This window comes from Pseudomonas protegens CHA0, from assembly GCF_000397205.1.
Classification (GTDB): Bacteria; Pseudomonadota; Gammaproteobacteria; order Pseudomonadales; family Pseudomonadaceae; genus Aquipseudomonas; species Aquipseudomonas protegens.
Map to the genome: position 1 here is coordinate 1674677 of NC_021237.1, position 20457 is coordinate 1695133.

The 20457-nt window shown below is 63.8% G+C and carries 11 protein-coding genes and 1 pseudogene; 6 read left to right on the forward strand and 6 right to left on the reverse strand.

Annotated elements, in window-relative coordinates; translation table 11 throughout:
* Positions 1-81: 81 nt before the first annotated feature.
* The 3 genes and pseudogenes from PFLCHA0_RS07520 to PFLCHA0_RS07530 all read left to right on the forward strand — a co-directional run.
* Complete coding sequence (locus tag PFLCHA0_RS07520; protein ID WP_015634528.1) at positions 82-2970, forward strand: two-partner secretion domain-containing protein; 2889 nt, start codon at positions 82-84, stop codon at positions 2968-2970.
* A gap of 412 nt (positions 2971-3382) precedes the next feature.
* Complete coding sequence (locus tag PFLCHA0_RS07525) at positions 3383-5782, forward strand: two-partner secretion domain-containing protein (RefSeq protein WP_015634529.1); 2400 nt, start codon at positions 3383-3385, stop codon at positions 5780-5782.
* A 469-nt stretch (positions 5783-6251) separates the two neighbouring features.
* Positions 6252-8390: pseudogene (locus PFLCHA0_RS07530) on the forward strand (two-partner secretion domain-containing protein); the annotation flags it as partial.
* Positions 8391-8534: 144 nt separating this feature from the next.
* Here the strand turns inward: PFLCHA0_RS07530 and PFLCHA0_RS07535 are convergent.
* Both PFLCHA0_RS07535 and PFLCHA0_RS07540 read right to left on the reverse strand, forming a co-directional pair.
* On the reverse strand, positions 8535-9323 hold the full coding sequence (locus PFLCHA0_RS07535; protein WP_015634531.1) for an IclR family transcriptional regulator: 789 nt from the start codon (positions 9321-9323) through the stop codon (positions 8535-8537).
* A gap of 158 nt (positions 9324-9481) precedes the next feature.
* On the reverse strand, positions 9482-9931 hold the full coding sequence (locus tag PFLCHA0_RS07540) for a PaaI family thioesterase (RefSeq protein WP_015634532.1): 450 nt from the start codon (positions 9929-9931) through the stop codon (positions 9482-9484).
* Between the two features lie 322 nt (positions 9932-10253).
* Between PFLCHA0_RS07540 and PFLCHA0_RS07545 the strand changes: the two genes are divergently transcribed.
* From PFLCHA0_RS07545 to PFLCHA0_RS07555, 3 genes are read left to right on the forward strand one after another with little or no spacing between them, the layout of a single operon-like run.
* Positions 10254-11957, forward strand: a complete 1704-nt coding sequence (locus PFLCHA0_RS07545; protein WP_015634533.1) for a long-chain fatty acid--CoA ligase — start codon at positions 10254-10256, stop codon at positions 11955-11957.
* Between the two features lie 48 nt (positions 11958-12005).
* Positions 12006-13361 carry an MFS transporter gene (locus PFLCHA0_RS07550; protein WP_015634534.1) on the forward strand — a complete coding sequence of 452 codons (1356 nt, stop codon included), beginning with the start codon at positions 12006-12008 and terminating at the stop codon, positions 13359-13361.
* A 31-nt stretch (positions 13362-13392) separates the two neighbouring features.
* Positions 13393-14361: an NAD(P)H-dependent flavin oxidoreductase gene (locus tag PFLCHA0_RS07555; protein ID WP_015634535.1), complete on the forward strand. Its 969-nt coding sequence runs from the start codon at positions 13393-13395 to the stop codon at positions 14359-14361.
* 312 nt (positions 14362-14673) lie between these two features.
* Here PFLCHA0_RS07555 and PFLCHA0_RS07565 read toward each other — a convergent pair whose 3' ends face one another.
* The 4 genes from PFLCHA0_RS07565 to PFLCHA0_RS07580 are packed head-to-tail and all read right to left on the reverse strand — an operon-like array spanning position 14674 to position 20335.
* A complete protein-coding gene (locus tag PFLCHA0_RS07565; protein ID WP_015634537.1) occupies positions 14674-15807 on the reverse strand; it encodes an acyl-CoA dehydrogenase family protein in 1134 nt (377 codons plus the stop codon).
* A 10-nt stretch (positions 15808-15817) separates the two neighbouring features.
* Positions 15818-17005: an acyl-CoA dehydrogenase family protein gene (locus PFLCHA0_RS07570; RefSeq protein ID WP_015634538.1), complete on the reverse strand. Its 1188-nt coding sequence runs from the start codon at positions 17003-17005 to the stop codon at positions 15818-15820.
* 10 nt (positions 17006-17015) lie between these two features.
* Positions 17016-18197, reverse strand: coding sequence for an acetyl-CoA C-acyltransferase (locus tag PFLCHA0_RS07575; protein WP_015634539.1), 1182 nt, complete (start codon positions 18195-18197; stop codon positions 17016-17018).
* 17 nt (positions 18198-18214) lie between these two features.
* Positions 18215-20335: a 3-hydroxyacyl-CoA dehydrogenase NAD-binding domain-containing protein gene (locus PFLCHA0_RS07580; RefSeq protein ID WP_015634540.1), complete on the reverse strand. Its 2121-nt coding sequence runs from the start codon at positions 20333-20335 to the stop codon at positions 18215-18217.
* Positions 20336-20457 lie beyond the last annotated feature (122 nt).

The window sequence follows — 20457 nt, forward strand, 5'->3', positions numbered from 1 at the left end:
GCTGCCAGGGCGCTGTGCCCCAGCCGTGTTGTGCTGCTCTGCAAAGGTTTGCCGGGTATTGAGAATACGATAAGGAGCTTTATGAATAAGGTTTATGCGTTGGTCTGGAATCAGACACAAGGCTGTTGGAATGTGGCTCACGAAGGCGCGCGCCGGCGTCGGCGTTCGGGCTCGGGCAAAGGTCTGGTAGTGGCGGTCGCCAGTCTCCTGGCATTGGTCGGGATGCCTTTGGCGTTTGCCTTGCCCACCGGGGGGCAGGTGGTGTCCGGCAGTGCGGACATCCTTGCCCAGGGGCCGAACATGTCGATCAACCAGCATACGGACAAGCTGACCACGAACTGGAATGACTTCAGTGTTCAGGCCAATCAATCGGTGACCTTCAATCAGCCTTCCAGCACTTCGATTGCCTTGAACCGGGTGGTCGGTGTCAACGGCAGTAACATCCAGGGGCAGATCAATGCCAATGGCCAAGTGTTCCTGATCAACCCCAATGGCGTGGTGTTCGGCAATAAAGCTCAGGTCAATGTCGGTGGCCTGGTGGCTACGACCCGCGACATCAGCGATGCCGATTTCAAGGCCGGCCGCTACACGTTCTCCGGGACTGCGGCGACTGAAGTCGCCAACCTCGGTTCTATTACCGCGGCGGACGGTGGCAGTGTGGCTCTGCTGGGGGCGAAGGTTCGCAACGAAGGCACGATCAAGGCCCAGAACGGGCGCGTGGCCCTGGCTGCGGGCAACAGTTTCACCGTCAGCTTCGACAGCAACCAGTTGCTGGACTTGCACGTCGACAGCGCGGCGCTCAATGCACTGGTGAGTAACGGCGGCCTGCTCAAGGCCGACGGCGGCCAAGTGCTGATGACCGCCAAGAGCGCGGGTTCGATGCTGCAGACCGTGGTCAACAACCAGGGCACCATCGAAGCCAATACCCTGTCGCAAAAAGCCGGTCGGATCACCCTGGACGGCGGCGACGTGGGCGTGGTCAGCGTCGATGGTTCGCTGCAGGCCAACGCGCTAGGCGGCAAGGGCGATGGCGGGTTGATCGAGACCCGGGGCGCCACCACCCGCGTACAGCTGCCGACCAAGGTCGGCACTCAGTCCAGGGATGGCCGCACGGGCACCTGGAAGATCGCCAGCAACGAAGTCAAGGTGGGCTCCTTCTTCAACGCCAACAGCAACACCGTCCATGCCGACACCCTGTCGCGCAACCTGGCCACGACCAATATTGAACTGGCCAGTGGCAAGGGCGATGTAGCGGTGGAAAACGGGATGCGCTGGTCCAGCGGTAACCAGTTGACCCTCTCTTCGGCCAAAGACATTCGCCTGAATGATCGCCTGTCTGCCACTGGCGCCAATACCCGGGTCGAACTCAACGCCCAGGGTGGCATCAACCTCAACCGTCAACTGACGCTGAGCGGCAGCAACAGCAGCCTCGGGCTGAACCACGGCGGTGGGTTTACCCTGGGCCAGAATGGCGGCGTCACGCTGTCCGGCAACGGGGCGCGCTTCGACGCCAACGGCGAAGCCTACCGGGTCATTCAAGACACCACGCAGTTGCAGGCAATCGACCAGAACCTGGCCGGTCGCTACGTCCTGGGCAACTCCATCAACAGCAGCGCGCGCCTGACCTCCATCGGTGGCCAGCAGGCCTTCAGTGGCATCTTCGATGGCCTGGGCAACACCCTCAGCGGTTTGACGATCAACAGCAACGGCACCGATGGCGGGCTGTTCGCCAGCTCGTCCGGCAGCATCGGCAACCTCAAGCTGGCCTCGTTGACCATCAACGGTGCCAAGCCCACCTCCGGTTCCAGTGCACTCGGTGGCCTGGTCGGACGCAACAGCGGGCGCATTGCCAACGTCAGCGCCAGCGATCTGCAGGTGAATGCCCAGAGCCGGCAGGACAACCTGGTCGGCGGGCTGGTGGGGATCAACTCCGGCGGTTCCATCGATAATGCGTCGATCACCGGTGTGGTGCTGGGCAATACCCTCACTTCGGCAGCCGGTGGCCTGGTGGGCCTGAACACGGGCTCGGTGAGCCGGAGCAGCGCCGATGTCGATGTCAGGGGCACCATGAACAGCCATGCTCTGGTGGGTATAGGCGGATTGGTGGGGATCAACCAGAGCGGCTCGATCGCTAACTCTGCAAGCTCGGGAGCGCTTGGGTTGGGCAGCATTCATGACTACGCCTACCGCAACCTGGGTGGCCTGGTGGGTATCAACCAGAACGGCACCATAGTGGGCTCCAACGCCTCGGGCTTGGTGTTTGGCGGGGCTGGCAACAATGTAGGAGGGTTGGTAGGTCTCAACAACTCCAGTTTGATCACTGACTCGTCAGCCAGCGGAATGGTGATTGGTCTAGTGCTTGATACCGCTGGTGGTCTGGTGGGGCTCAACCAGAACAGCGTTCTGCGCAACGTCAAGGCCAGTGGTGAGAACTATGGACAAAAGAGCTTCAACGTCGGCGGCCTGGTCGGCAAGAACGTGAACAGTGAAATCAGCGGTGCCGAAGCCTCGGGCATGGTAGCTGCCGTGGATTCCAACCATGTTGGCGGACTCATTGGGCACAACACTGGCGGTATCACCCAATACGCCGAGGCACAAGGCGATGTATACGGCGGCTCCAACAGCCATGTGGGCGGTCTGGTCGGCTACAACGCGGGTGATCTGCGCTCGGTCTCGGCCAGCGGACGCGTCCGGGGCGAGAGTAACAGTGCTGTCGGCGGTCTGGTTGGCACCCATGCCAGTGGTCTCATCGATACGGCATCGGCCAAAGGCAGCGTCTATGGAGGCTTGCGTAGCAAGGTGGGTGGCCTGGTAGGCGAAAACAAATCCCGGCTCGTCAACTCACTCACCAGCAGTCACGTAAGTGGTGGTAGCTATGCCGTCCTTGGTGGTTTGGCGGGGGTCGACCGGGGAGAGATACGTCAGTCTTCGTCCTTCGGCAACATCAAGAGCGTGGCCGGTAACAGATGAGGAGCCCCCGCTAGTACCGGGTATGTGCAGGTTTCAGGGGCGTCAGGCCAATCCCTGACGTCCCCGGGATCTGTAGCTTCAACGCTGCTATCGACCCACAGGCCCCGCCCTGCGGTCAAGCTCGAACCGTCAAGGAACAACGCCGCTTTCTCTGCACGAGAAAGCGGCGTTGCCGAAGCGTTTGGTCTGATCCGGGGCCGCTATGGGGCCTGTTCTCTTTTCTGACGGCTGGCGGCAGTCAGCCGTTGCTGCATGGCATTTTTTTCTGAGTGATCCGCTGCAACGGGCGCAATGCATGGCCCGAGGTTGCATGGGTGCTTGGCCGTTTTCTGCCGGGGCGGCTGTGCCCCTGCAGATGTTGTGTCGCCTTGCAAAGGTTTGCAGGGTTTTGATAAATCGATAAGGAATCTTCATGAACAAAATTTACGCGTTGGTATGGAACCAGGCCCAAGGGTGCTGGAATGTGGCTCACGAAGGCGCTCGCCGCCGTCGTCGTTCGGGCTCCGGAAAAAGCTTGATTGTGGCGGCAGCCAGTGTCCTTGCCTTGGCGTGCATGCCATCGGCTTTCGCCTTGCCGACAGGGGGCGTGGTGGTGTCCGGGAGCGCGGATATTTCGACTCAGGGCAATCACATGTCCGTTAACCAGAACACCGATAAGCTGATCACCAACTGGAAGGATTTCAATGTCCAGACCGGTCAATCGGTGACCTTCAATCAGCCCACCAATACTTCGATTGCCTTGAACCGGGTGATCGGTGTCAATGGCAGCATGATCATGGGGACGATCAACGCCAACGGCCAGGTGTTCCTGGTCAACCCCAACGGGGTGGTGTTCGGCAATAACGCTCAAGTGAATGTTGGCGGCCTGGTGGTCTCGACACAGGGCATCGGCAACGAGCAGTTCAATGCCGGCAACTATCAGTTCTCCGGCACCTCCAAGGCAAGAGTCGTCAACCTCGGCAAGATCACCGCCGCTGATGGTGGCAGTGTTGCACTCTTGGCGGCAGACGTTCTCAACAACGGCACCATCACGGCGCAAAACGGCCGTGTGGCATTGGGTGCGGGTGAGGCGTTCACCGTCAGCTTTGACGGCAACAACCTGCTGGATCTGCAAATTGATTCCGCTGCGCTCAATGCTCTGGTAGCCAACGGAGGTCTGCTCAAGGCCGATGGCGGTCACGTTCTGATGACCGCCAAGAGCGCCGGCGCGATGACGCAGACGGTGGTCAACAACACCGGCACGATCGAGGCCAATACCTTGTCGCAAAAGGCCGGTCGCATCACCCTGGACGGCGGTGATGTGGGCATGGTCAACGTCGACGGTGCATTGTTGGCCAATGCCTCGGACGAAGGTAACGGTGGTGTGATCGAAACCCGCGGCGGGATGACTTGGGTGCAAAAAAATGCTCGTGTCTCCACCCAGGCCAACAATGGTCAGACGGGAACCTGGAAGATCGAATCTGAGCAGGTCGCGATTGGCGGGCCCTTAGCCTACTTCGGGATCAATCATGGCGATACCCTGTCGCGGAATCTGGCGACGACCAATATCGAGTTGGCTAGCAGCAAGGGTGATGTCGTGGTGGACGGAGCGATCAACTGGAGCAGCGGCAATCAGTTGACCCTCTCTGCGGCCAAGGACATTCAGCTCAATGGCAATCTGACAGCCAATGGGGCCAAGGCCCGGGCCGAACTCAATGCCAATGGGCGCATTGAGCTCAAGGGTAAAGTGCAACTCACCGGGAGCGACAGCAGCCTGGGCCTGAACCACGGTGCTGACCTCACCTTGGGTAAAAACAGCCAGGTGACCCTGTCCGGCAGCGGTGCCGGGTTCGACGCCAACGGGGCCAAGTACGAGGTCATTCAGAACGCTGCGCAGTTGCAGGCAATCGATAAGCGCCTTGATGGCCGCTACGTCTTGGGCGCTGCCCTCAACGGCTCCGGCAGCCTCACCTCGATTGGTGGTGCCGACACGTTCACCGGTGTCTTCAACGGCCTGGGCAACACTATTAGCGGTTTCACCGTCAACAGTAATGGCGGTAATGGCGGTCTGTTCGCCAGTTCCTCGGGCAGCATCAGCAACCTCAAGCTCGCCTCGCTCACCGTCAAGGGGCCAGCCAATAACGAGGGTGCTAGCGCAGTCGGCGGCCTGGTTGGAAGCAACACCGGGAGTATCAGCAACGTCCAAGCCAGCAATCTCCAGGTACGTGCCCTTGACGATCAGGACAACCAGATCGGCGCACTGGTGGGGATCAACCACGGCGGCTCCATCGAGGGTTCATCGGTGAGTGGTTCGGTGGCTGGCAATACCTCCACTTCGGCAGCCGGTGGCCTGGTGGGCCTGAACACGGGCTCCGTGAGCAATAGCCACGCCAATGTTCGGGTCGGGGGCTCCATGGGCGGTCAGGCACCGGTAGGTATGGGCGGCTTGGTGGGGATCAACCAGGGCGGCTCGATCGCTGACTCTTCGAGCTCGGGAATGATCGGGCTGGATAGTAACGCTTACGCTGCCTCCCGAAACCTGGGTGGCCTGGTGGGCTACAACCAGAACGGCAGCATCCTGCGCTCCAGCGCCTCGGGCACCGTAGTGGGGTATTACAGCAACAACGCAGGGGGATTGGTCGGCTTCAACCACTCTGGTCGGATCACTGACTCGTCAGCCAGCGCAATGGTGGTTGGTTTAGGGATGGACACCGCCGGTGGTCTGGTGGGGCTCAACCAGAATGGTGTACTGAGCAACGTCAAGGCCACTGGCGTGGTGCACACACAGTTTGTCTCGAGCGTCGGCAGCGTGGTCGGTAAGAACGTAAAGTGAAATTCGCGTTGCCGGTTCATCCTGCTCCAACACTAAGAGCTTGATGAGTAACCGATGAGGAACCCCCGCTAATACCGGGTGTATGCAGGTTCCAGGAGTGTTAGGCCAACCCCTGACGTTCCTGGTATCTGTAGCTTCAAGGCTGCTATCGGCCAACAGGCGCCGCCCTGCGGGCAAACTCAAACCGTCAAGGAACAACGCCGCTTTCTCAGCACGAGAAAGCGGCGTTACCGAAGCGTTCGGCCTGATCAAGGGGCGCTATGGGGCCTGTTCTCTTTTCTGATGGCTGGCGGCAGTCAGCCGTTGCTGCATGGCAGTTTTTTCTGAGTGATTTGATGCGACGGGCGCAGTGCCTTGTCAGGGGGGGGCTTGGGCGCTTAGCCGTATTCCTGTCGGGGCTGTGCCCCTGCGGATGTTGTGTCGCCTTGCGAAGGTTTGCAGGGTCTTGATGAGTCGATAAGGAATCTTCATGAACAAGATTTACGCGTTGGTGTGGAACCAGGCCCAAGGGTGCTGGAATGTGGCTCACGAGGGCGTGCGTCGCCGTCGTCGCTCAGGTTCCGGCAAGGGGTTGATCGTGGCGGCGGCCAGCCTCCTGGCATTGGCCGGGTTGCCCTCTGCTTTTGCCTTGCCCACCGGGGGGGTGGTGGTGTCCGGCACTGCCGACATCCTTGCCCAGGGCCAGAACATGTTTGTCGATCAGTACACGGACAAACTGATCACCAACTGGAATGACTTCAGTGTTCAGTCCAATCAAGTGGTGAACTTCAATCAGCCCTCCAGTACCTCGATTGCCTTGAACCGGGTCGTCGGCGTCAACGGCAGCAACATCCAGGGGCAGATCAATGCCAACGGCCAAGTGTTCCTGATCAACCCTAATGGAGTGGTCTTCGGCCAGGGCGCGCAAGTGAATGTTGGCGGTCTGATAGCCTCGACCCAGAACATCACTGATAACAACTTCAACGCCGGCCACTACAAGTTTACGGGCGCTTCAACGGCTGAGGTCCTCAACCAGGGTTCCATCACAGTGCCTGACGGTAGAAGCATCACGCTGCTGGGGGCGAAGGTTCGCAACGAAGGCATGATCAAGGCGCAGGAAGGGAACGTGGCGTTGGGAGCAGGCAACAGTTTCACTGTTAGCCTTGACGCTAACAACCTGCTGGATCTTCAAGTGGATGCCGCAGCGATCAACGCTCTGGTGAGCAACACGGGTCTGCTCAAGGCCGATGGTGGACAGGTACTGATGACTGCCGATGCCGGAATGGTGTTTCAGACGGTGGTCAATAACCAGGGCTCCATCGAGGCCAATACCCTGTCGCAAAAAGCCGGCCGGATCATTCTGGATGGCCGCGTCTCGGGCATAGTCAACGTTGGCGGTTCATTGTCGGCCCATGCCCTGGGGACCGAAGGTAATGGCGGCGTAGTCGAGACCCGAGGGACTTTTACCATAGTGCATGAGGATACCCGGGTGAATACTCAGGCCAGCAATGGGCAAACGGGAACCTGGAAGGTCGGTAGCCTGGAGGTCAAGGTTGGCGGGGGCCCTGCAAGTTACTGGAACGCCATTCAGGACTATACCTTGGCAAGTAACCTGGACACGACCAATGTCGAGCTGGCCAGCACCGGAGGGAGTCTGGTGCTGACCGGGCCGGTTTCCTGGAACAGTGGCAACCAATTGACCCTCTCATCGGTCAAGGACATTCAAATCAATGGCAGCCTCAGGGGCGAGGGCGCCAATACCCGGGTCGAGTTGAACGCCAAGGGCAACATCAAGCTTGACGGTCATGTCGAACTGACCGGGCGCAACAGCGGTCTCGGGCTGAACCACGCTGGTGATTTCTCCACGGGCAAGGATGGCAAGGTCACCCTGTCCGGTAGCGATGCCCGGTTCAACGACAACGGTGCAGCGTACAAGGTCATTCAGAACGCCGCGCATTTGCAGGGGATCAACAACGGTTTGAGTGGTCGCTATGTGCTGGGTAATACCATCAACGGCAGTGACAGCTTCACGTCCATTGGCGGCAGTCAGGCGTTTACCGGAGTCTTCGATGGCCTGGGTAACACCATCAGCGGTTTCACGGTCAACAGCAATGGCCCCCATGGAGGACTGTTCGCCAGTTCGTCCGGCAGTATCAGCAATCTCAAGCTCGCCTCGATGAACATCTACGGTCCAACTTATACCTCCGGCTCCAGTGCCATCGGCGGTTTGGTCGGGCTCAACAGCGGAAAGATTGCCAACGTCAGCACCAGCAATCTTCAGGTGAGCATCAGAAGTGGTAACCCCTATGCCCTCGGAGCGCAGGGCGGTGTAGGCGGGCTGGTTGGCGTCAACAAAGGGCGCATTACCGATTCTTCAAGTGCGGGCTCCGTTGACAGTGGTAGAGAGGGTTACTCCAAAAGTCTGAATCTGGGCGGGTTGGTGGGCAATAACCAGGGCGGCAGCATTGAGCGCTCCAACTCTTCGGCAATCGTAGTCGGTTATGCACAAACCAATGTAGGGGGGCTGGTTGGCGTCAATCAGTCTGGCGTTATCAAGGACTCGTCGGCCAGCGGCCAGGTAGTCGGTTTAGGACCTGCCACCGTGGGTAGTGTGGTAGGTGTCAACCGGAAGAAGCTGGCTTTTTAACCGGGTTGCCCCCTTGTCTCTGTGCGCTTGACTCATGACCCCTGTGTCCCTTGTGGATCAGGGGGCTTTTCGTTGTGCCTGAACATCTCCCGGGCCTGATCCCGGGATTCAACGGTGCAGACTGCCTCAGACGCCGAGGCTTTCCAGATCCCGGGCCAGCATCACCAGTTGGTGGGCCAGGGAGCTTTCGAGTTTTTCGCTGGACAGCTGGAAGCTCGGGGCGCCGCAGGTCAGGGCCATGATGCTGCCGTCGGCCAGGCGCAGTGGCACGCCGGCACCGTTGACGTTGCGGTCCCACTCGCCCAGCGACAGGCAGAAGCCGAACTCTTCGTATTCACGGAAGGAGTCTTCCAGGGATTTTTCCAGGGCAGGCCATTCATCACCGAGCTTTTTCGCCACTTCCCCCAACAGATGGTCACGCTCGATTTTCGGCGTGGCGGCCAGGTAGGCGCGCCCGGCGGCGCTGGTGGCCAGGGGCAGGCGCAGCCCGGGCTCCATGCGCAGGCTGGCGACTTCCGGCGGGCGGCTGCTGTCGACGTGGATCATCGACAGGCGATCGCGGCAAGTCAGGCTGACGGTGGTGTTGGTGCGGCGCGAGAACTCGTCCATGAACGGCTTGCCCAGCTGGCGCACCCGCAGGCTGGCGGAGTAGGCGTAGCCCAGGGCCAGTACCGCTGAATCCAGCTGGTACTTCTCCAGGTCTTGGTTGTACTTGAGGTAGCCCAGCTGCGTCAGGGTGTAGGTCAGGCGCGACACCGTGGGCTTGGGCAGGCCGGTGATGCGCGCGATGTCCTGGTTGCCGCGTACCGCGTGACCGTGGGTAAAGGCCCGCAGGACTTCCAGGCCTCGGGCCAGGGCTTCGACGAACTTACGGTCTTTGGGCGCTTGTTCCGGGGAGTCGTTCGGGTCTTGCATGGGGTCTTCCGGTAGGGGCTGGTGCCGGGCGCAATGCCGGTTGACCACGCAGCGGATTCGTGGAAACAAAGGAAAAATGTTATCCCGGAACCGCCGCAATTGAAATCTGCGATTCCCTGACGAAACCCGATTCCGTTCCTGACGCCATCACCGGCCAATCAAGGGCACGCCACAACCTCAGTGGCTGCCGCGCGCAGGCGGCCGCGCTTGAACACCCCTTCGGCGCTGGCCAGCAGGCGGTCCTGGGCATCCAGCAGGTCGCAGCTGGCCATGAAGATCTTGGCCCCGCCGCCACGCAGGCGGGCCACGGCCCGGACCTCGGTGGCCGGTGGGATCGCGGCCATGTAGTTGATGTTCAGGGACAGGGTCAGGGCCAGCCGCCACTGGGCGGGGTCGGCATGCCAGGTGCCGCTCATGCCCATGGCGGTGTCGGCCAGGGAGGCGATGACACCGCCGTGCAGATTGCCGGCCTGGTTGAGGTGATGAGGTTGGACGGTGACCGCGATGACGGTTTGCGCCTGCTGGTATTCCCGCAGGTTCAACCCGAGATGGGCCGCGAATCCGCTGAACAGGCCTTGCAGCATCGAAACTTCGGGTACGGCACTCATGGGCGATGGCTCTTGGGTCAGTCCCGGTCGGGTGTCCTGGAGGGCAGGTGTTCCCCGTGGCCAGGCAGCAGTGATTGTTCTGATTGTGTTTCGCAGGGCAAATGGCTCGTTGAAATGCAGGATGTCAGCGAATATTCTACCGGTCAATATGGAATGTTATTTCGCACAGCGGAATATAAGTGGTTGAAAATCACGCCCTGCATGGGGCAGGATCGACCCGGGGCGGTGGCCCATCAACGTGCGGCCTGGCTGGCCAGCCGGCACCGGATGACGCTGTCCATGGCTGTTCCCTCGATCATTCCCGGGCTTGAAGGAGTCTTCCATGTCCACCGCTCGTACCCAGCGCCCCCATCACCGTGTCTGGCCCAAGCGCCTGCCCCTGGCCTTGTCGGTGCCGGCCACCTCGCTCTGGTTCAACCTGGAGGTGGCGGCCCGGCGTTACCCGGACAAGGTCGCCTACCGGTTTTTCGGCCACACGCTGAGCTTTGCCCAGTTGCAGGCCGAGGCCCTGGCGCTGGCCGGCTGGTTGCAGGGCGAAGGGGTCGAGCCCGGTGACCGGGTGGCGCTGTACCTGCAGAACTGCCCGCAATTCATCATCGCCTGCTACGCCATCCTGCGGGCCAATGCGGTGCTGGTGCCGATCAACCCGATGAACAAGGTGCAAGAGCTGAGCTACCAGCTCGGCGATGCCCAGGCGCGGGTACTGATCTGCGCCGCGGACCTGGCGCCCATCGCCCAGGCGGCGAATGCCAGCCTCGAACCCGAGCAGCGACTGCACCGGGTCCTGGTGACCCGCTACAGCGATGCCATGCCGGCGCCGGCGGACATGCACCCGGCGGAGGTCGCCAGCGCCGAGATCGATGCCTGGCTGCGCAGCGAGCCAGCGCTGCCCGAAGGCTACCAGCGCTGGAACGAGGCCCTGGCACAGGCCTGCTGCCCCGGCCCGCACACTGCCCAGGCCGATGACCTGGCGCTGCTGCAATACACCTCGGGCACCACCGGCCATCCCAAGGGCTGCATGCACACCCATCGCAGCCTGATGAGCAACGCGGTCAGCGGCAGCTGGACCCAATCCACCGTGGAGTCGGTGGGCCTTGGGGTCGTGCCGTTCTTCCACATCACCGGCCTGGTGTGCTTTGTCCTGCGGGCGGTGTTCGACGCCACCAGTACGGTGATCATGCCGCGCTGGGATCGGGAACTGGCCGGGCGGCTGATCTCGCGGTACCGGGTGACCCACTGGACCTGCATCCCGACCATGGTCATCGACCTGTTCGCCAGCCCCCATTACCAGGACTTCGAACTGTCGAGCCTGGTGCATATCAACGGTGGCGGGGCGGCGATGCCCGAGGCGGTGGCGCAGCGCCTGCGCCAGGAGTTCGGCCTGACTTTTCTCGAAGGCTACGGCCTCACCGAAACCGCCGCCGCCAGCCATGGCAACCCCCCTGAGCGGGCCAAGCTGCAATGCCTGGGCATGCCGTTCTTTGGCGTCGATTCACGGGTGGTGGACCCGCGCACCCTGGAGGAACTTGCACCCGGCGAGGTGGGGGAAATCATCACCTTTGGCCCGATGCTGTTCAAAGGCTACTGGCGCAACCCTGAAGCTACCGAGGCGGCGTTCGTCGAGTTCGAGGGCAAGCGTTTCCTGCGCACCGGCGATCTGGGGCACATGGATGAGGAGGGCTATTTCTTTCTCACCGACCGCCTCAAGCGAATGATCAACAGCAGCGGCTTCAAGGTCTGGCCGGCGGAAGTGGAGGCGCTGCTGTTCAAGCACCCGGCGGTGCACGAAGCCTGTGTCATCGCCACCCGGGACGCCTACCGCGGGGAAAGCGTCAAGGCCCTGGTGGTGCTGCGCAGCGAGGCCCGGGGCCACACCGCCAGCGAAGAGATCATCGCCTGGGCGCGCGAGCACATGGCCGCCTACAAGGTGCCGCGTGTGCTCGAGTTCGTCGACAGCCTGCCCAAGTCCGGCTCCGGCAAGGTGATGTGGCGCGTGCTCCAGGATCGCGAGGCGACCCATAGCTGAAGAGTGATTTCCCAGGCGGGCCAACCCGCGACTGCGTCGGAGACGACAATGACTACAACAACAATAACGGTCCAGGATCCCCACGCCTCACCCGAGCATGCCCGGCAGCTCGACACGCTGTACGCCAGGATCCGCTGGCGCCTGCTGCCGCTGTTGATGCTGTGCTACATGGTGGCCTTTCTGGACCGGGTGAACATCGGCTACGCCCAGTTGCAGATGAAGCAGACCCTGCCGTTCGGCGATGCGGTGTATGGCCTGGGGGCGGGGATCTTCTTCATCGGCTACTTCATCTTCGAAGTGCCCAGCAACCTGATGCTCAAGCGCAGCGGCGTGCGCAAGACCCTGTTGCGGATCATGTTCTGCTGGGGCCTGGTGGCCGCGGCGATGATGTTCGTCAGCACCCCGATGCAGTTCTACGTTCTGCGCTTTCTTTTGGGGGCCTTCGAGGCCGGGTTCTTCCCCGGGGTGATCCTGTATTTCACCTACTGGTTCCCGGCGCCGCGCCGGGGGCAGGTGATCGCCATCTTCATGACCGCCGCCGCGGTCGCCGGGCTGATTGCCGGGCCGGTCTCGGGCAGCATCCTCAAGTACCTGGACGGCGCGGTCGGCCTGCACGGCTGGCAATGGATGTTCATGATCCAGGGGCTGCCGGCCAGTGTCCTGGGGGTGGTGGCCTTTTTCTATCTGCAGGACAGCCCGGCCCGGGCCCGCTGGCTCAGCCCCGGGGAACAGCGCCTGCTGGACGCCGACATGGCCCGGGATCTGGCGAACGCCCGAGACAAATCCCAGGACAGCCTGGCGCAGATGTTTCGCGACCCCAGGATCTACCTGCTGTCCACGGCCTATTTCATGTTCCTGGGCGCCACCTACATGCTGGTGTTCTGGATGCCGAGCCTGATCCAGGGCTGGGGCAGCAAGGACCTGTTGCAGGTCGGGCTGATCACCGCGATCCCCAATATCGTCGGGATCGTCGGCATGGTGCTGATCGGGCAGCACTCCGACAAGCACCGGGAGCGGCGCTGGCACTTCGTCGGCTGCATGGCCATTGCGGTGTTCGGCCTGGCGGTCACCACCTTGCTCAACGGCCACCTGCTGCTGTCGGTTACGGCCCTGGGTTTTGCCTACGTGGGGATCAAGGCCGGCACGCCGATCTTCTTCGCCCTGGTCAGCGAGTATCTGTCGGTGGCGGCCACCGCCGGGGGCATTGCCTTCATCAGCAGCCTGGGCAACCTCGGCCCGGCGGTCACACCCTGGCTCAACGGGGTGATCAACAGCCATACCGGCGGCCACGTGTCGAGCATGTACCTGGGGATTGTCATGTACCTGCTGGCGGGCGGGCTGGTACTGGTGACCGCGCGCATCGCCCGGGTGCCCGAGGTCGCTGCGGTCGTCGCCGAATCATGAACTACCCATTGGATTGCCCAGGAGCCCGAACATGAGCCTGCCGAAGATTCTCACCCAGCATTTGCGCCTGCCAGTGGTGGCCGCGCCGCTGTTCATCATTTCCACTCCCGAGCTGGTGATCGCCCAGTGCAAGGCCGGGATCGTCGGTTCCTTTCCGGCATTGAACGCACGGCCGGCCGAGCGCCTGGGGGAGTGGATCGAGCAGATCACCCAGGCCCTGGCCGAGCACGACCGGCTGCACCCGCAGCGGCCCGCCGCGCCGTTTGCGGTGAACCAGATCGTCCACCGCTCCAATGACCGGCTGGAGCAGGACATGGCGGTCTGCGTGCAGCACAAGGTGCCGATCATCATCACCTCCCTGGGCGCGCGCCCCGAGATCAACCAGGCGGTGCACAGCTACGGCGGCATCGTGCTGCACGACGTGATCAACAACCGTTTCGCGCGCAAGGCCATCGACAAGGGCGCCGACGGCCTGATTGCCGTGGCGGCCGGCGCCGGAGGGCATGCGGGCACCCAGTCGCCGTTTGCCCTGGTGCAGGAAATCCGCCAATGGTTCGATGGCCCGCTGCTGCTTTCCGGGGCCATTGCCTCGGGGCGTTCGATCCTCGCGGCCCAGGCCCTGGGGGCGGACCTGGCCTACATCGGCTCGGCCTTTATCGCCACCCAGGAGGCCAACGCGGTGGCGGGCTACAAGCAGATGATCAGCCAGTCGGCGGCCGAGGATATCGTCTACACCAACCTGATCACCGGGGTGCACGGCAATTACCTGAAGGCCTCGCTGGTGGCCGCGGGGCTGGACCCCGATGACCTGCCCAGCAGCGATCCCTCGCAGATGAACTTCGGCGCAGACAGGCACAAGCCCAAGGCCTGGAAGGAGATCTGGGGCTGCGGCCAGGGGATTGGCGTGGTTGACGGCGTACCGAGCGCCGGAGACTTGGTGGCGCGCCTGGGCAGGGAGTATCAGCAGGCCTGCCAGGAGCTGCGCACCCGGTTGCTGTAACGCGCAAGTGGGAAGGGGAGGCTGCCGGCAATGGCCGGCAGCGTCGTTTTCGCGATCTACCAGATCTTGTGGATGAGGCTCAGGGCGTGGCCGCGGTAGGCCAGGGTCTCCATGACCTCCAGGTAGCGGTTGTCGACCTCGGCCACGCCCTTGCCGGGCGCCGCGCTGATGCGGTGCCCGGCTTGGCTTGGGTTCAGCAGGGGGATTGAGCGCAGCGTCGGGCAGCGCGTTGCGCACCGGGCCAGGAAGGCGGCGACACCTGCGGCCCTTGCGACAGGCCCAGGTGGCCGCCCGGGCCGCGATTCATGGGGCCTATTGCTTGCCGAGGGCGATGTAGCGTTGCAGGTGGTGATCCTCGTCCCCCAACTGATGGTCGATCATCACCAGCCGCTTGGCGTAATGGGCCAGGGGCAGCTCCCAGGTCATGCCGATGCCGCCGTGCAACTGGATGCATTCTTGCGCCACCAGGGTGCCGATGCGGCCGATGCTGACTTTGGCCGCTGACAGCGCGCGCTCGCGGTCCAGGCGATCGGCCTCCAGGGCCGAGGCGGCATTGATCACCGCCGAGCGCGCTTGTTCGATCTCCAGCAGCAGCACCGCCATGCGATGTTGCAGTGCCTGGAAACTGCCGATCGGGCGGCCGAACTGCTGGCGGGTGCGCAGGTAATCCAGGGTCGCCACTTTGGCCACTTCCATGGCGCCCAGGGCTTCGGCGCACAACGCCAGTACGCCGCGGCCAATGGCCCGCTCCAGGGTGGCATGGCCCTGGTGCAGGGTGCCCAGCAGGGCAGAGCCCGGCACAAGCAGCTGGTTCAGGCGCACCTGCGCCACGGGGCCGCCATCGAGGGTGGCGCTGCCGCGGATCTCCAGGCCCGGGGTATCTCTGTGCACCAGGAACAGCGAAATGCCCTGGCTGTCGTCAATGGCTCCGGCGGTGCGGGCCGACACCACCAGCAACCCGGCCTGCTCGCCGTGCAGCACCAGGCTCTTGGTGCCATCCAGGCACCAGCCGTCGGCCTGGGGTTCGGCGCGGCAGGCGACCCGGTTGAGTTCGTAGTGGCTGTCGGGTTCGTCATGGGCCAGGGCGGCGATCAGGTTGCCGTCGATGATCTGCGCCAGCTCGATCTTCTGCGTTTCGCTACCGGCGCTGGCGATGGCGTCCCCGGCCAGCACCGCGCTGCCCAGCAGCGGTTCCACCAGCAGCCCGCGGCCCACGGCCTCGAAGACCAGGGCCAGGTCGAAACCACCGCCGCCGTAGCCACCATCGGCTTCGCTGAACAGGGCGCCGATCACCCCCATCTCTGCCAGCTGCTGCCAGATCCCGGAGTTGAAACCCTGGCCTGACTGCAGGCTCTGCTGGCGTTTTTCCAGGTTGTAGTTCTGGGCGATAAAGCGGTTCAAGCTGTCGCCGAGCATGCGCCGTTCTGCGCTGTGTTCGAAGTTCATGTGCGCACCCTCAGAGCCCGAGAATCATTTTCGAAATGATGTTTTTCTGGATTTCATTGGAGCCGCCGAAGATCGACAGCTTGCGATTGTTGAAGTACTGCGCCGCCGCGCTACTGGCGAAGGCCGGGCCCAGGTCCATCGCCCCAGTGTCGCCTTCGTCCAGCATGACCCGGGCGGCGGGGCCCATGGCCCGGCGCAGCAGAGCGGTGAGCTCCTGGCGGATTTCCGTGCCGCAGATCTTCAGCATCGAGCTTTCCGCGCCGGGCGCGCCGCCACCGGCCACCGCTGCGATCACCCGCAGGTTGGTGGTCTTCATGTTCTCAAGGTCGATCTCGACCCGGGCCAGGCGTGCAGCGAACTGCGGGTCTTCCAGCAGCGGCCGGCCATTGCGGGTGCGCTGTGCTGCCACGCGCTTGAGGCGTTGCAGCGCGGCCATGGACAAGCCGACCCCGGCAATGTTGGTGCGCTCGTAGGTCAACAGGTACTTGGCACAGGTCCAGCCCTTGTTTTCCTCGCCCACCAGGTTGGCCACCGGCACCCGCACGTCGGTGAAAAACACCTCGTTGATCTCGTGGTCGCCTTCCAGGGTGATGATCGGACGCACCTCGACCCCGGGGCTGGCCATGTCGATCAGCAGGAAGCTGATGCCTTCCTGGGGCTTGGCCTCGCGGTCGGTGCGCACCAGGCAGAAAATCATGTTGGCGTGCTGGCCCAGGGTGGTCCAGGTCTTCTGGCCGTTGACCACATAGTGATCGCCGTCGCGCACGGCCGTGGTCTTGACCGCCGCCAGGTCCGAGCCGGCACCGGGTTCCGAATAGCCCTGGCACCACCAGTGGCGGCCGTCGAGGATGCGCGGCAGCCAGTAGTCCTGCTGCTGTGGGGTGCCGTACTTGATCAGCACCGGGCCCAGCATGTTGACCCCGAACGGCACGATGCGCGGCGCGTTGGCCAGGCCGCATTCGAGTTCGAAGATGAATTTCTCCACGGCGCTCCAGCCCGGCCCGCCAAAGGCCTCGGGCCAGTGGTTGGCCAGCCAGCCGCGGGTGTTGAGGGTCGAATGCCAATGCTCCATGTCGGCCTTGGACAGGCGTTCGCCATTGGCCACCTTGTCACTCAGTTCGCTGGGCAAGTGTTTGGCGAGGAAGGCCTGCACCTGATTGCGGAAGGCTTCTTCTTGGGGGGTGAAACTCAGGTCCATGTCGGCGTCCTCAATAGATTTCGAACAGCGCGGCGGCGCCCATGCCGCCGGCAATGCACATGCTGACCACGGCGTACTTGACCCCGCGGCGCCGACCTTCGAGCAGCACATGGCCGGCCAGGCGCGCGCCGGTCATGCCGAACGGGTGGCCGAGGGCGATGGCCCCGCCGTTGACGTTCAGGCATTCATCGGCGATGCCCAGCCGCTGCTGGCAATAGAGCGCCTGGGAGGCGAAGGCTTCGTTGAGTTCCCAGAGGCCGATGTCGTCCACCTTGAGGCCGTGCCGGGCCAGCAGCCGGGGTACGGCGAACACCGGGCCGATGCCCATTTCGTCGGGTTCGCAACCGGCCACCGCCATGCCACGGAACACGCCCAGTGGTTGCAGGTTGGCGCGGGCCGCTTCTCGGGCCTCCATCAGTACGCAGGCCGAGGCGCCGTCGGACAGTTGCGAGGCGTTGCCGGCGCTGATGAAGCGCTGCGGGCCCAGCACCGGTTCCAGTTTGGCCAGGGCCTCGTAAGTGCTCCCCGGGCGGTTGCAGGTGTCGGCGTCCACCGTGACCTGGTGCTGGCTGACCTCGCCGCTCTGCTTGTCGGTCACGGCCATGGTGGTGGTGCAGGGAATGATTTCCTCGCGGTAGTGCCCGGCCCGTTGCGCCGCTTCGGTCTTGTGCTGGCTGCGCAGCGAGAAACGGTCCTGGGCCTCGCGGCTGATGCCGTAGCGCGCGGCGACGATGTCCGCGGTCTCGATCATCGGCAGGAACAGCTCCGGCTTGTGCTGCACAAGCCAGGGATCGAGGTCCGGGTCGTCGCTGCCGCGGCCGCGGATCTGCGAGATGCTTTCCACGCCACCGGCAATGATGGCGGGGGCGCCATCGACCACGATACGCCCGGCGGCCATGGCGATGGCCTGCAAGCCGGAGGCGCAGAAGCGGTTCACCGTGGTGCCGGCGATGCCGATGGGCAGGCCGGCGCGGACCACCGCCAGGCGCGCGACGTTGCGCCCGGTGGTGCCTTCGCCGTAGCCACAACCGAGGATGGCGTCCTCGATCAGCCCCGGGTCGATGCCGGCCCGTTCCACGGCGGCGCGTACCGCGAAAGCGGCGAGGGTCGGGCCGGGAGTGATGTTGAATTCGCCGCGGTGGGCCTTGGTCAGGGGCGTGCGTGCGGTGGATACGATGACGGCTTCGCGCATGGCGCGTGCTCCTTGAGTCAATGGCTGTGGTTGAGGCTGTCGAAGTTCTCGCCGCGCTCCACCAACTGCTCCAGCAGCGGCGAGGCTTTCCAGAACAGCGGGTCTTGTTCGGCGAATTCGCGGATGTCCGCCAGCACCTGGGGCAGGCCGTACTGGTCGGCGTACTTGAGCGGGCCACCGCGATAGCGCGGGAAGCCGTAGCCATGGATAAAGGTGATGTCCACATCCAGGGGGCGCAGGGCGATGCCTTCGTGCACCACGTTGGCGCCTTCGTTGATCATCGCCGCCATGTAGCGCCGCAGGATCTCCGGGTTGCCGAAGGGGCGGGGCGTGATGCCGGCCCGGGCCCGTTCGGCGTCGATGATGGCCAGGACTTCCGGGTCCTGGGTGGCGCTGCGCGGGCCCTGGGCATAGAGGTAGTAGCCACGGCCGGTCTTGTGTCCGAACCAGCCGCGCTCGCACAGGCGGTCGGCAATCTGCACGTAGCGCGCGTCGGGATTGCGGGTGGCGGCCTTGCGTTTGCGCGTCGCCCAGCCGATGTCGCCGCCGGCCAGGTCGGCCACCTGGAAGGGCCCCATGGGGAAGCCGAAGTCGCGCAGGGCCTGGTCGATCTGATAGGGCGAAGCGCCGTCCTCCATCATGTAGTCCGCCGCCTGGCGGTAGACCGCGAGGATCCGGTTGCCGATGAAACCATCGCAGACCCCGGCACGCACCGGCACCTTGCGCAGTTTCTTCGCCAGTTCGAAGGCCGTGGCCACCACGTCCGGTGCGACCTTGGCCGGGACCACGATCTCCAGCAGCTTCATGATGTTGGCGGGGGAGAAGAAGTGCAGCCCGATGACATCGGCAGGCCGCGAGACGCTGTCGGCGATGGCGTTGAGGTCCAGGTAGGAGGTGTTGCTGGCCAGTACCGCGCCAGGTTTGCACACCCGGTCCAGTTCCTTGAACACCGCCTGCTTGGCGGCCATGTCCTCGAACACCGCTTCGATCACCAGGTCGGCCCGGGCCAGGTCCTGGTAGTCCAGGCTGGCGCGGAAGCGGGCCAGGGTCGCGGCCTTGCCGGCGGCATCCAGGCGGCCTTTTTCGATCAGCCCGTCATAGACCTTCTCGACGTTGCCCCGGCCGCGGTCCAGGGCCTGCTGGTCGCGCTCGATCATGGTGACCTGCAGGCCGGCGTCGAGGGCCGAGACAGCGATGCCGGCGCCCATGGTGCCGCCGCCGACCACGGCCACCTGTTCGATGGGGCGAGGCTGGGCGATGCGGGTTTCCGGGGCCTTGAGCACTTCGCGCTCGGCGAAAAAGGCGTGTACCAGCCCGGCACGCTGCGGGCTGTCGAGGCATTCCTGGAACAGCCGGCGTTCTTCCTCCAGGCCTTGATCGAAGGGCCGGTCAAGGGCCGCCTCGACCGCACGAATGATGTTCTGCGGCGACAGCAGGCCCTTGGCCTTGTGCGTGAGCTGTTCGCGGGCGGCGTTGATCTGTTCGCGTTGCCGATGCTGATCGCCCAGGGCCCGGGCGTCCCGGGTGCGCCGCACGCCGGCATGGCTGTCCACCAGCTCGCGGGCATAGGCCAGGCCGGCAGCCAGGGTATCCTCACCCTCCGCCAGGCGGTCCACCACCCCCAGGTCGAGGGCCTCCCGGGCATTCAGGTGACGGCCGCTGAGCATCAGTTCCAGGGCCGCCCGGGCACCGATCAGGCGTGGCAGGCGCTGAGTGCCACCGGCCCCGGGCAGCAGGCCGAGCAGCACTTCCGGCAGGCCGAGGCGGGCGCTGCCCAGGGCCAGGCGGTAGTGGGCCGCCAGGGCCACTTCCAGGCCGCCTCCCAGTGCCACGCCCTGGATGGCCGCCACCACCGGTTTGGCGCTGTCCTCGATGCGCTTGACCACCGCTGGCAATGCCGGGGCCTGGGGCGTCTGGCCGAATTCGCGAATATCGGCGCCGCCACAGAAGTGGCGCCCGGCGCCGACCAGCAGGATGGCGGCCACCGTCGGATCGTCGGCGGCGCTGTCCAGGGCGGCCAGCAGCCCGCGCCTGACCTCCACGCCAAGGGCGTTCACCGGTGGGTTGTCGAGGGTCAGGACCAGAATGTTGCCGTGCAGGGCGGATGCCACAGAGGGCTGGGCGGTGTCGCGACTCATTGCAGCAGTCTCCCGAGGAAAGGGCAGCGTGAGGCCGATGGTTGCCCAGGGGCTCCGGGCGCTGAACGGAAATCAGGATTGGATTCCGCTGTTTGAATCGGCTGGTGAAAATAATCCTGTCA